This is a genomic window from Cypionkella psychrotolerans, from assembly GCF_001294535.1.
Lineage (GTDB): Bacteria > Pseudomonadota > Alphaproteobacteria > Rhodobacterales > Rhodobacteraceae > Cypionkella > Cypionkella psychrotolerans.
In genome coordinates, this window is record NZ_LGIC01000017.1 from 1 (window position 1) to 11,208 (window position 11,208).

The following is an 11,208-nucleotide window of genomic DNA, read 5'->3' on the forward strand; positions in this document are numbered from 1 at the left end:
CGCTTGCGCCTCGCGCGGATAGGCCACAACGAACATCTGACGGCTGTAAGCCAGCCTGAAGTGCGCCAATTTGATCGTCGTGGTGGTTCCGCCCAGCACGACATGCTCGTAGCTCCAGTCAAATTGCGCCACATCACCGCACGCAAAGAACAACGGCACAAACGCCTTCGTGCTCGTGGCCCGACCCACTTCAATCTTCCACTGCCGCACATGACGCTGCACACTGTCATAGGCACCAGCATATCCCTCGGCCTGAAGACATTCGAACAACCGACGCGCCGTCCGCCGCCGTGTTTTGGGCAAAAGCCCATCACCGCGCAGCCACTCATCAAGACGGCCGCACCACGGTCCAAGCTGGGGCCCGGCTTGCTGCTTGCGCTTGTAAACCGGCTCAACCCCCTCCTTCAGATATTTGCGAACGGTGTTCCGCGACAGCTGCAGGGACCGCGCCAAGCCACTGATACTCTCGCCGTCCCGCAGCCCTCGTCGCCTGATCTTCCCAATCGTTTCCACGCATAACACTCCAGCTGCTCCCGCCCAAAAAACGGGATTGTTGCACGACTGGGGTGGTCAGTTTTGGACGCTGTTCCACCCCGTCAGCTGGTCACTTTTGCACGCTGTTTTACAGTCTGATGCGCTGCGGCGTGGCACCCGCAGCAAAGTTGCAAGGCGGCCACCGGGTCGAACTACACAGAACAGACATCTGAATGATTTTAGGCAGGCGGAGAATGGTCAGTGATCCTCCCCAACGCTGAAGCAGAGGCGGAGTTCATCGATCTCGCCTTAGGTCAAGCATGTCTTGAGGCGGCCTACCACCACGTTACTCTAAGCTGCCGCGATCACCTCGCGCGGCAGAAGGTAAGGGCGGTGCAGTTGCACCCATCAGATTGGGGCCAAGCCCGCCAATCACCGAATTGCGGATCACCCTTACCGGAGTATTGGGCGGCCAGTTCAGTGCATAGATGTCGTTATGGACGGTGTCTTCGGCCTTAGCGGCAAGCACGCGGGCCTTATGATCGTCATGGGCAAAGGATTCAGTCGTAGCCAGAAAGGCCGTGCCACAGTCGATACCCTGCGCACCAAGTGCCAGAGCGGCAACCAACCTGGCACTCGTCGCAAAGCCGCCCGAAGCGATGACGGGTAGAGCTTGACCGCCCGCACCACCTGTTCGACCAGAACAAGTGGTGCGGGCGTGCCATGCACATGCCCCCCTGCCTCGCCCCCCTGCACGATCAGCACATCTGCGCCGGCCGCCTCGGCCGCGAGCGCGGCCTTCAACGAGCGAACCGGATGAAGCAAAAGACACCCCGCCGCTTTGGCCCGCACAACGGCCGAGGGCACGACATCCCAGAAAAAGCACATTGCCGACACGCCAAGCTCAAGGCAGATACCTAGTTCAGCATCCAGCAGCGCCGGATCAGTGGCGGATGGGATCAGGTTAACGGCAAGGGTAACGGCAAGGGGCCGATCCGACTGCGCGCGCACCGCACCGCACCGATTTCTTGCGCGATAAACTCAGGGCTTTCACGCACCATGACCAGAATGCCATAGACCCCGCCGCCACCAGCTTCGCGCGCGCAACCCCGCCCATGTCGACTAGCGGGATTGGCAGACGCAGCCTAGCGGAGAGCAAACGGGTGTATGCAGCGGGTATTTGGTCATGGCATTATCTCCTTGGCGAGGCTTGCAGCCAGATAGGCACGCAAGACCAACGCATAGGTATGAAGGCGGTCCTTCGCGGCATAGATCGGCGTGAATGGCCCCTTGTGACACCAGTCAAGGGCATTTTGAACAGCTCGGGGGGCTGTGCAATTCGGCAAGATACTGCTGGCTGAAGCTGTTCCATTTCGCCGGATCATGCCCGAACCATATGCACAGGGCGGGGTTGGGGGTCACCTCTTTCAGCCAGGCATCGATCAGCAGATCGGTCTTGGCGATGCAGCGGGGCCAGAGCCTGTCAACCAACAGTCGCGCACCGACGGGAACCGCTCTCGCCCGGATGTCTTAGGCGCGACATAGGTGGATGTGTTCCGTGGATGGGGTTGTCATTTTGACAAAACCCTGTCGATCAAACCAAAGTGCGGGGGCCATCGCGGCAAAAGCCGATGCAGCGCTGCGGATTAAGTCCGCTACCACCTTGACCGCGAAGTTGAACATCTGGGTCGTCATGGCGCGTAATCCTTGACTCAGTAGTTGCATCAGGGACAAAGCCTGATAAGTGGTATTGTAAATACTTATTAAGCGAAGCCAAGATGCGCCTGACCTCTTTCACCGATTTCGGCTTGCGAGCGCTGATGCGAATGGCCTCGGATCCGCACCGCGCCTTTTCGACGGCCGAACTGGCAGATGAGTTCGGCCTGTCGCGCAACCATCTGACAAAGATCATGCAAAGGCTAGCCCAGGGCGGCATCGTGGCCACGCGGCGCGGCAGCGGGGGTGGTGCTACGCTGGCTCTCGCGCCGCGGGCGATCAGCCTGGGTGACGTGGTACGACTTCTGGAAGCGGGACAGCCGCTGGTCGAGTGTTTCGCTACCACGGGGAACACCTGCAGCATCACCGGGTGTTGCAGTCTTAAGGCGCGGTTGAGCTCTGCCGAAGCTGCGTTTTTGACCAATCTGGACCGATCAACGCTGGCGGATATTGCACTGCCCAAATCGCGACCGTCTCAAGCTGCCACGCCGGTCCCGGCCTGACTCGCCGAAAACCCAAACTTGAGAACGACTTAATCTGCAAGAAAACGTGTATCTATGTTAAACCTATTCTGAGATGAAGGAGACTTGAATGATAGCGTGTCTTACCCCAAGCGAACGCCGCATCGGTCTCTTTCTTGCAGTTTGTCTCGCCCTTCTTGGGCTGGTGATGGCAGCCGTGGGCAAACAGGATCCGATGGCCGTGCATGGCTTCATGGCCTTGGTGCTTGGGGGTGGCTTGTTTTTTGCGATTGGTGGCACGCTGGAGGAACCGGCGCCGGATGCCGCAAGGTTGCATCGCTATTACGATGATCCGATCAAGGTCGGCATCGTTCTGGCAATGCTCTGGGGCGTTTTTGCCATGAGCATCGGTTTGTGGGTCGCGGGGCTGATGGTCTGGCCTGACGCCACCTTTGGCAAGGCTTGGTCAAGCTATGGCCGCCTGCGTCCGGTTCACACCACGGGCGTGATCTTTGCCTTTGGCGGCAACGCGCTGATTGCTACCTCTTTTCATGTCATGCAGCGCACCTGCCGCGCCCGGTTGGCAGATCAGCTTTCTCCCTGGGTGGTGCTGATCGGCTATAACCTGTTTCTGGTATGGGCGGTCAGCGGCTATCTGATGGGCGTCACCCAATCCAAGGAATATGCCGAACCGGAATGGTATGCCGATCTCTGGCTGGTGATCGTCTGGCTGGTCTATCTTGTGCTTTATCTGCGCACCCTGAAACGGCGGGCGGAGCCGCATATCTACGTCGCCAACTGGTATTACCTCGCCTTTATCGTTGTTGTGGCGATGCTCCATATCGTCAATGGTCTCGCCCTGCCGGTAAGCTTCGCTGGCGCCAAAAGCTATCCGGTGTTTTCGGGGGTGCAGGATGCGATGGTGCAATGGTGGTATGGCCATAACGCGGTGGCATTTTTTATGACCTCGGGCTTTCTGGGGATGCTTTATTACTACCTGCCCGTACGCGCGCAGCGGCCGATCTTTTCCTACCGGCTCTCGATCATCAGCTTTTGGGGCATCACCTTCTTTTACCTCTGGGTTGGCTCGCACCATCTGCATTACACAGCGCTACCAACCTGGGTGCAGAACCTTGGTATGACGTTCTCGATCATGCTTTTGGTGCCTAGCTGGGCCTCGGCGGGCAACGCCTTGGCGACGCTGAATGGTGCTTGGCATCGAGTGCGCGATGACGCAACGCTGCGCTTCATGTTCGTGGCGGCGGTATTTTACGGGCTTTCGACCTTCGAGGGCTCATTCCTTGCCATCCGCCCGGTGAACGCGCTGTCGCATTATACCGACTGGACCGTCGGCCATGTGCATTCCGGCGCTTTGGGCTGGCTCGCCATGGTGACCTTTGGCGCCTTCTATTCGGTGATCCCGCAGATCTGGGGCCGCGCTGGGATGTATTCGCCGAGGCTGATCGAATGGCATTTCTGGCTCGCGCTGGCGGGGCTGCTGACTTATGTGTTTTCGCTTTGGAATGCAGGGATTACGCAGGGGCTGATGTGGCGCACCTATAATGCGGCAGGCACGCTGAACTATTCCTTCATCGACAGCATGGAGGCGATGCGCCCCTATTACATCGCGCGTTTTCTGGGTGGCGCGCTGTTTCTGGCGGGCATTTGTGTGGGCGCAGTCAATATCTGGCTGACCATTCGCGGCGCGCAAGATGTGGCGGGTGATCGCCCGTTTGCCCCCCAAGTGGCGGAGTAAAGCGATGTCCCTGTTCAAAGCGCATTACAACCTTGAAAAGCACTCGGTTGGCTTCGTTGTCGCGATCATCCTTGCCGCAAGTGTCGGCGGGTTGGTGGAAATCGCGCCCTTGTTTACAATTGATGAGACGGTGGAAACCTTGCCCGACATGCGGGTTTACACGCCTCTCGAGCTGGCTGGGCGCAACATCTATATTCGCGAAGGTTGCTATGCTTGCCACAGCCAGATGATCCGCACCCTGCGCGACGAGGTCGAACGCTATGGCCCCTATTCGCTGGCGGCGGAAAGCCAGTATGACCATCCGATGCTTTGGGGATCCAAGCGCACTGGGCCGGATATCGCCCGGCTGGGGGGCAAATATTCAGACGACTGGCATGTGGCGCATCTGACCAACCCCCGCGCGGTGGTTCCGACCTCGATCATGCCCGCTTATCCCTGGCTTGCAACGACTTCCCTCGCAGTGAACGACCTTGGCGCGCATCTGGCGACACTGCGTACACTCGGCGTGCCCTATACCGATGCGATGATCGCCAATGCGCCGCGCGACGCGCTGGCGCAGGCCCGTCCTGACAGCGAGGCGGCGGCGGATGTTGTCGAACGCTATGGCGAGGCCACAACGCTGCGGCGGTTTTCGGGAGCGGATGAGCTTACCGAGATGGATGCCGTAGTGGCCTATCTGCAAGTGCTGGGTCAGTTGACCCAAGCACCCTACACAACGGAAACCACGCCATGAGCCATGATCTTGCGCTTTTTCTCTCCAAGACCTTTGGGCTGTTTTACCTGCTGGGATTTTTCATCCTGATCTTGATCCACACCTATCGCCCGTCGCAAAAGGCGCGGGCGGATCAGGCGGCGCAATCAATCCTGACCACGGAGGACTGGCCATGTCCGTGAGCGAACGCGATCCGGTGTCGGGCTATGCCACCACCGGCCATGACTGGAACGGCATCAAAGAGCTGAACTCGCCGATCCCGCGCATCGTGCTGTGGTTTCTGGCCGTGACACATATCTATGCGGTGATCAGCTGGGTTCTGCTGCCGAGCTGGCCGTTGATCGATACCCATACCACGGGGCTGGTCGGTGTCGATCAGAAGACCGCGGTTGCCACTGATATTGCAAGTGCGGATGCGGCACGGGCAGATTGGATGTCCGCGCTTGCGACAGAAGACTATGACAGCCTGCGCGCCAATTCTGACCTGATGGCACGCGCCAAGGTCACGGCGGCAGCAGTGTTTGGGCAGAATTGCCAGGTCTGCCATCAGAAGGGCGGTCGCGGTGGTCCGGGCTTTCCGGGTCTGTCTGATGACATATGGCTTTGGGGCGGCACGGCTGAACAGATCGAGACCACTCTGCGCCACGGCATTAACAGCCCCGATCCAGACACCCATTTTGCCCCAATGCCCGCCTTTGGCCGAGATGGTTTATTGTCTCGGCCCGAGATTACCACGCTCACCGATTATGTGATGACGCTGCAAAAGGGTGTCATCGCCGGAGATACCTCTGAAGGGGCTGTTCTGTTTCAAGCCAATTGCGTCGGCTGCCACGGCGAGGATGCCAAGGGCGTGGAAGGCACGGGCGCGCAAAACCTGACGGATACGGACTGGCTCTATGGCGGGGATGCGGCAACGATCCGCCAGACCCTGCTAAACGGCCGTCAGGGCGTCATGCCTGCGTGGCAAAACCGGCTCTCTGACGCCGATATCCGTATGCTCGCGCTTTATGTCGAGGGTCTTTCGAAAGGGTCGGGAGATGCGGAATGATCACGCGAAGTCGATTTTGGGTGATCCTAGGTATCGCGGCTTTTCTGGCAGTGGTGATAGGCGCGAACTGGCGATTCATCGATCTTGCCTTCCGCTCGCATCCCGGCTGTGTCCCCGAGCACAGAAAACATCCTGCCGCAGAACCCGAATGTTGAATGAGGCAATCTATGCTTGAACCTCTTCCCGCGCTAGAGCCCCGGCTTCGCATCGCTGCGCGCTTTGCACGCGATCTTCCGCATGGTGCTGCTCTGGGCTGGCTTGCTGCGGGTTGGTCCGACCTGCGCCGTGATCCTGCTCAGAGCCTGCTTTACGGCTTTGCGGTCTTTGTTTTGTCGACGCTGGTGATCCTGGGCATGATCTGGGGCGGCCTTCCGTCGTTGATCTTTCCAGCCTTGTCGGGGTTTCTGGTGATCGGCCCACTTCTTGCCATCGGGCTTTATGAGAAAAGTCGCCGGCTGAAATCGGCATCGCGCGCAAGCTTGCGGCAGATGGTATTGGTACGCCCAGCCTCTGGCGGTCAGCTGGTGTTTGCGGGGCTTTTGTCCTGCCTTCTGGTCATGCTCTGGCTGCGCGCGGCGGATCTGCTCTACGCTTTGTTCTTCGGTCTGTTGCCCTTTCCGGGCTTTGATCAGCTGCCAGCGCAGCTGCTGACCACGCCGCGCGGTTGGGCGCTGATCTTGACCGGTTCGGCCATCGGTGGGCTTTTCGCTGCCTTTGCGATGGCAATCAGCCTGTTTTCAATTCCGATGTTGCTGGAACGCCGTGTGGATGCGTTGACAGCGCTTGGCAGCTCTTTTGCCATAACGGTGCAAAATCTTCGCGCGGTTTTGCCTTGGGGGACGATTGTTGCCCTAGGCTTTGCCGTGTCCGTTCTGACGGGTTTATTGGGGCTGATCGTGATTTTTCCGCTGCTCGGTCATGGCACCTGGCACGCTTGGGTCGCGCTGCGCCCGCCAGCAGAGCACGAAGCATGAGCTATTTCTTTCTTATCCCCGTTTCGATCGCGCTTGGTCTGACCGGCCTCGGCGCTTTTTTCTGGTCGCTTAGGCACGATCAGTATGACGACCTTGATGGCGCTGCCGCCCGGATCCTTTCCGCGACCGACAAACCCGCACAGTTGCCGCACCCCGATGCCGATAAAATGGGAGCGGTGCCGCTATCCAAGCCGCTCGAGCAAACCCAACAAAGGACGTAAGCGCCGCAGTTCGGTGCGATGCGCGGCAGAGAGCGTATTCAGCAACACCGTCAACGGCTGTTATGGGGAAACTGCCATGCGGCGCTTTTCGGGTGCCCAACGATTGCAACGGGCCGGGCGCGGCGATCTTAGCCGATCCCCTACACTGGGCGGAAAGCTGACTCTCGCTGTCTTGGCAGTGCAAGTGCGGCAGCTGCCTGAGGCGATCAACCTATTATCTATTATCATGGGCCGTTCCCGCGCGCCAATCTGCCTTATGAGGCTTGATTCAAAACTGGCGACATCTCCATCGATTCCAACTCTGGCAAAGCGTCTTTGGCTTCGCAGGAAATTGATTACGCAGCGGCTGGTCGCCTTGCGTATCTACAAAACCGCATTACCCGCGATGAGGTTGGCGGTCGAGGTTTTCAGGGGGACGCTGATTTTAAGCACCAAGCCGTTCGGCTGGCGGTTGCGCGCCAAGATGGTGCCGCCGTGAGAAGTAATGGCACCGGAGGCGATGGCCAAGCCAAGGCCAATTCCTGCAGATGGAATTTCCTTTTCGACCCTGACGAACGGGGCAAAGATGTTTTTCAAGTTTGCCTCGGGCACGCCGGGGCCTTCATCTGCCACTTCAAGGATTATGGCGTCGCCAATCTGTTGCCCAGTGACTTGCACAATCCCGCCTTGGGGCGAATGGGACAGCGCGTTGCGGATGATGTTTTCGCACGCGCGGTGCAGCAGTTCTGGATTGCCCATCACATTCAGGGTCTTCACGCCGGAATAAGTCAATTTTACGTTGCGGACGCGGCCTTCGAAATTCGCGTCGGCAATGATGTTTTCGACAAGATCCAGCAAATCGAAGGTCTGAAATTCGCCAAGGATGTCACCGCGCTCCAGTCTGGCCAAGGTCAGAATTTCGTTCACCAGATGGTCAAGTCTTGAGATATCGCCCTCCATCCGGCCCGCCAGCGATGCGCCACGGGCGGGGCTGACTTCGATCAGGCCGACGGCAGCGCGCAGGCGGGCAAGCGGCGAGCGGATTTCGTGCGAGATGTCGTGAAACAGCCGGGTGCGGCCCTCAGCAAGGGTTTGCAACCGCTCTGCCGCAAAGTCGAAATCGCGCCCAAGATCCTGCAGCTCGCGGTTCGAAGTCTGGAGTTTGGCCGATATGCGGGTCTGCAGATGCCCTGCTGCGATGGCCTTAAGGCCTTGGCTGATCCTGCGAATGGGGCTTGTCAGCCAGCGCGACAGGAATATCGCCATGACCGCGCTGACCAATGCCCCTATGGTCAACGGAAGGGCTGCGGGTTGAATGATCTGCAATCGTTCAGCGATGCTGCCTGCGCGCGACAGGTGCAGACAGCCCTGATCTGCCGCACCTATGACGTTCGCGTCGCTGCAATCCGCATCCGCCTGCAGCGCGTAAGCTGGAAAGCCGGGCGCGATTTGCCGCCAAAACGCCAGCGCACCGGCTTTTCCCTCTATCCGGTAGATGTCAGAGACCTGCTGTTCAAGCACACGTGTTTCCGCCCTGATCTGGATGTCTTCGGGCGGTGACAGATCGACAAGATTGATCAGCACGAGAAACAAAAGCAGGGTCAGCAGATTAGCGCACCAGATGAAAGCGAATACGCGTAAGATCATCTTCCGTCATTCCCTGACAAAAACATAACCAACCCCGCGCAGGCTTTGGATGGGCGATCTGCCATCCTGGAAGGTGCCCAGCTTTTGACGGATGGACGAGACATGCACATCCACCGCGCGGTCATAAGCCGCAAGCGCGCGGCCCAGCCCCTGCAACGACAAATCAGCCCGCGACACAGGCTTGCCGGTTTGGGAAACCAGCACGTCAAGCAGGTTGAATTCCACCCCTGTAAGGCCAAGCGTTGCGCCCGCCCAAGTGGCAATGCGACGTTGCCGGTCGATGCTGAGTGACCCCTCGCGCTGCACCGAGGCGCTTTCGTTGATCTGATCTTCTGGCGGCAGAGTGCGTCGCAATATGGCGCGGATGCGCGCAGCAAGTTCCGCAGGCGAGCAGGGCTTGGCAAGGTAGTCATCAGCGCCCAGATTAAGACCCATGATGCGATCCGCCTCGTCGCCGCGCGCGGTCAGCATCAGCACGGGCACCGTGCTTTCCGCCCGGATGCGGCGCAGAACCGCAAGCCCACTGACCTTTGGCATCATGATATCCAGCACTACGATATCGGCGCGCGCCTCAAGGATACGCCCAAAAGCGCGTTCGCCGTCACCGGCCACGCTGACACGAAAGCCCTGTTGTTCGAGATACTCGCCCAAAAGCGCCGTCAGTTCAAAGTCATCGTCGATCAGTAAAACAGATGTCATGGTCGCTGCGTCCTTTGTGATGACCTTAGCGCCAAGTGTCTGCCTTGATAGCCAGCTTTTGAAATCTTTGCACAATCTTAACACAACTTAACATGCTGCGCGTGCATACCGATCCGAGCAAGTTTCGGAGCCGACCATGAAGACGATCTACGCCCTGTTGGGGGCCAGCCTGCTGTCAGCCTGTAGCGTGCCGCTGATCCAGCCCAATGCCACTCAGGCTGTGGCGAGCCATTACGGCACCTCTGCTCCGCAAGGCGGCGCTGCTTTGGACGTCAACTGGTGGTCGCGCATGGGCGATGCGCAATTGACGCAACTTCTGGCGCTGGCGCGCACAAACAGCCCCGACCTGCGCAGTGCGGCGGCAAGCGTAATGGCCGCGCGCGCCCAATCTGGTCAGACCGGCGCGAATCTTTACCCCAGTTTGACCGGCTCTGCATCTGCCACGATCAGCGATTCACCGACCACGCCGCGCAGCGACAGCAACACCGCACTGGTCGATTCCAAGTGGGAACTCGACATTTTCGGCAAGGTGCAAAACGCGGCGAAGGCCGATACTGCACGGGCGGGGGCAGAGGAGTTGGCCTACGCGGGGTCTTACGTTTCCTTGGCGGCCGAGGTTGCAGACGGCTATGTCGGCTATCGGGCTTGCAGGCTTGCCCAAGCAGAATACCAAAATGCGCTGGCCTCGCAGCAAGACACCGTCACCGCGACGGGCAGTCTGGTCGATGCCGGGCTAAGCGCCTCTGCCGATCTGTCGCTGGCGCGGGCCAACGTCGCGAATGCCGAGATCAGCGTGACCAACCAACGGGCCGACTGCAAGGTTGCCGCCCAAAGCCTTGCCCGCATCGTTGGCGTGTCGCAGAGCGAGATCGACGCGGTTATCTCAAAGGGTGGCGGTCTGCCCAAAACCAAACCCTTTCAGGTGGCTTCCGTGCCTGCCGACATGTTGCGACAGCGCCCGGATGTGCTTGAGGCCGAAAAGCGTTTTGCGGCCGCGCTGCTGGATATGAAAGTCGCCGAAGCCCAGTTGTTTCCGTCCTTGACGCTGAACGGAAGTATAACTGCTTCTGATCCGCGGTCTTGGTCGTTCGGGCCTGCGTTGTCGTTGCCGATCCTTGACGGTGGTGCATCGCGTGCGGGCGTGCGGCTGGCCAATGCCAATGCGCTGACTGCGGCAGAAAGCTACCGTGCGGCGACGCTGACCGCTGTGTCAGAGGTCGAGGGCGCGCTGACCCGCCTTGCGGCTGCACGGTCTAATCTGGCAAGCGCTCAAAGTCTTGTAGCTAATTATCAGGCTTACTTTGACACCGTTGACCGCGATTGGAAGGTCGGAGCCGCCTCGCTCTTGGACCGCGAAGAAGCGCGCCGACAATTACAATCCGCGCGGATAACCCGGATCAGCCAAAGCGAGGCCGTCCTCGTGCAATGGATAGCGCTCTACAAAGCTATCGGCGGCGGCTGGGTTGCGCCAAAAGTTGTGATCTCCAAGGACCTGGCCCCGAAGAAAATTGAAGGCTAAGA

The 11,208-nt window shown here is 59.3% G+C and carries 12 protein-coding genes and 2 pseudogenes; 8 read left to right on the forward strand and 6 right to left on the reverse strand.

From position 1 onward, the window contains the following. The 4 genes and pseudogenes from AKV04_RS03720 to AKV04_RS27785 all read right to left on the reverse strand — a co-directional run. Nucleotides 1–513: pseudogene (locus tag AKV04_RS03720) on the reverse strand (IS21 family transposase); the annotation flags it as partial. 307 nt (nt 514–820) lie between these two features. Further along, complete coding sequence (locus tag AKV04_RS27775) at nt 821–1,135, reverse strand: nitronate monooxygenase (RefSeq protein WP_082351511.1); 315 nt, start codon at nt 1,133–1,135, stop codon at nt 821–823. 23 nt (nt 1,136–1,158) lie between these two features. Beyond that, a pseudogene (locus tag AKV04_RS27780) lies at nt 1,159–1,485 on the reverse strand (nitronate monooxygenase); the annotation flags it as partial. Nucleotides 1,486–1,776: 291 nt separating this feature from the next. Continuing rightward, nucleotides 1,777–1,965 (reverse strand): DUF488 domain-containing protein, encoded by a 189-nt coding sequence (locus AKV04_RS27785; RefSeq protein WP_054005137.1) that lies wholly within the window; start codon nt 1,963–1,965, stop codon nt 1,777–1,779. A gap of 287 nt (nt 1,966–2,252) precedes the next feature. Here AKV04_RS27785 and AKV04_RS03735 point away from each other — a divergent pair, with 287 nt between their 5' ends. From AKV04_RS03735 to ccoS, 7 genes are all read left to right on the forward strand, one after another. Beyond that, nucleotides 2,253–2,693, forward strand: a complete 441-nt coding sequence (locus tag AKV04_RS03735; RefSeq protein WP_054005138.1) for an RrF2 family transcriptional regulator — start codon at nt 2,253–2,255, stop codon at nt 2,691–2,693. 88 nt (nt 2,694–2,781) lie between these two features. Continuing rightward, nucleotides 2,782–4,407, forward strand: coding sequence for a cytochrome-c oxidase, cbb3-type subunit I (gene ccoN / locus AKV04_RS03740; RefSeq protein ID WP_054005139.1), 1,626 nt, complete (start codon nt 2,782–2,784; stop codon nt 4,405–4,407). 4 nt (nt 4,408–4,411) lie between these two features. Then, nucleotides 4,412–5,140: a cytochrome-c oxidase, cbb3-type subunit II gene (ccoO, locus tag AKV04_RS03745; protein ID WP_054005140.1), complete on the forward strand. Its 729-nt coding sequence runs from the start codon at nt 4,412–4,414 to the stop codon at nt 5,138–5,140. Beyond that, entirely contained in the window at nt 5,137–5,301 is a 165-nt protein-coding gene (locus AKV04_RS25340; RefSeq protein ID WP_082351506.1) for a cbb3-type cytochrome oxidase subunit 3, read from the forward strand. Before ccoO ends, AKV04_RS25340 begins: the two co-directional genes overlap by 4 nt. Then, nucleotides 5,292–6,167: a cytochrome-c oxidase, cbb3-type subunit III gene (gene ccoP / locus AKV04_RS03750; RefSeq protein WP_054005141.1), complete on the forward strand. Its 876-nt coding sequence runs from the start codon at nt 5,292–5,294 to the stop codon at nt 6,165–6,167. The genes AKV04_RS25340 and ccoP overlap by 10 nt, the downstream gene beginning before the upstream one ends. A 167-nt stretch (nt 6,168–6,334) precedes the next feature. Continuing rightward, nucleotides 6,335–7,141 carry a DUF2189 domain-containing protein gene (locus tag AKV04_RS03755; RefSeq protein ID WP_054005142.1) on the forward strand — a complete coding sequence of 269 codons (807 nt, stop codon included), beginning with the start codon at nt 6,335–6,337 and terminating at the stop codon, nt 7,139–7,141. Further along, nucleotides 7,138–7,362 carry a cbb3-type cytochrome oxidase assembly protein CcoS gene (gene ccoS, locus AKV04_RS03760; protein WP_054005143.1) on the forward strand — a complete coding sequence of 75 codons (225 nt, stop codon included), beginning with the start codon at nt 7,138–7,140 and terminating at the stop codon, nt 7,360–7,362. Before AKV04_RS03755 ends, ccoS begins: the two co-directional genes overlap by 4 nt. Before the next feature lie 363 nt (nt 7,363–7,725). Here the strand turns inward: ccoS and AKV04_RS03765 are convergent, their stop codons facing one another. Next, the gene (locus tag AKV04_RS03765; protein ID WP_054005144.1) at nt 7,726–8,988 is read right to left on the reverse strand and encodes a HAMP domain-containing sensor histidine kinase; all 1,263 of its coding nucleotides are present in this window, start codon (nt 8,986–8,988) and stop codon (nt 7,726–7,728) included. 6 nt (nt 8,989–8,994) lie between these two features. Continuing rightward, on the reverse strand, nt 8,995–9,687 hold the full coding sequence (locus tag AKV04_RS03770) for a response regulator transcription factor (RefSeq protein ID WP_054005145.1): 693 nt from the start codon (nt 9,685–9,687) through the stop codon (nt 8,995–8,997). Between the two features lie 136 nt (nt 9,688–9,823). On the opposite strand from AKV04_RS03770, the gene AKV04_RS03775 reads away from it, so the two are divergent. Beyond that, complete coding sequence (locus AKV04_RS03775; protein ID WP_054005146.1) at nt 9,824–11,206, forward strand: efflux transporter outer membrane subunit; 1,383 nt, start codon at nt 9,824–9,826, stop codon at nt 11,204–11,206. Nucleotides 11,207–11,208 lie beyond the last annotated feature (2 nt).

What these genes read in the sequence shown, in the direction of transcription:
- AKV04_RS03735 (WP_054005138.1), top strand. Translation starts at nt 2,253, where the DNA reads ATGCGCCTGACCTCTTTCACCGATTTCGGCTTGCGAGCGCTGATGCGA.
- ccoN (WP_054005139.1), top strand. Translation starts at nt 2,782, where the DNA reads ATGATAGCGTGTCTTACCCCAAGCGAACGCCGCATCGGTCTCTTTCTT.
- ccoO (WP_054005140.1), top strand. Translation starts at nt 4,412, where the DNA reads ATGTCCCTGTTCAAAGCGCATTACAACCTTGAAAAGCACTCGGTTGGC.
- AKV04_RS25340 (WP_082351506.1), top strand. Translation starts at nt 5,137, where the DNA reads ATGAGCCATGATCTTGCGCTTTTTCTCTCCAAGACCTTTGGGCTGTTT.
- ccoP (WP_054005141.1), top strand. Translation starts at nt 5,292, where the DNA reads ATGTCCGTGAGCGAACGCGATCCGGTGTCGGGCTATGCCACCACCGGC.
- AKV04_RS03755 (WP_054005142.1), top strand. Translation starts at nt 6,335, where the DNA reads ATGCTTGAACCTCTTCCCGCGCTAGAGCCCCGGCTTCGCATCGCTGCG.
- ccoS (WP_054005143.1), top strand. Translation starts at nt 7,138, where the DNA reads ATGAGCTATTTCTTTCTTATCCCCGTTTCGATCGCGCTTGGTCTGACC.
- AKV04_RS03765 (WP_054005144.1), bottom strand. Translation starts at nt 8,988, where the DNA reads ATGATCTTACGCGTATTCGCTTTCATCTGGTGCGCTAATCTGCTGACC.
- AKV04_RS03770 (WP_054005145.1), bottom strand. Translation starts at nt 9,687, where the DNA reads ATGACATCTGTTTTACTGATCGACGATGACTTTGAACTGACGGCGCTT.
- AKV04_RS03775 (WP_054005146.1), top strand. Translation starts at nt 9,824, where the DNA reads ATGAAGACGATCTACGCCCTGTTGGGGGCCAGCCTGCTGTCAGCCTGT.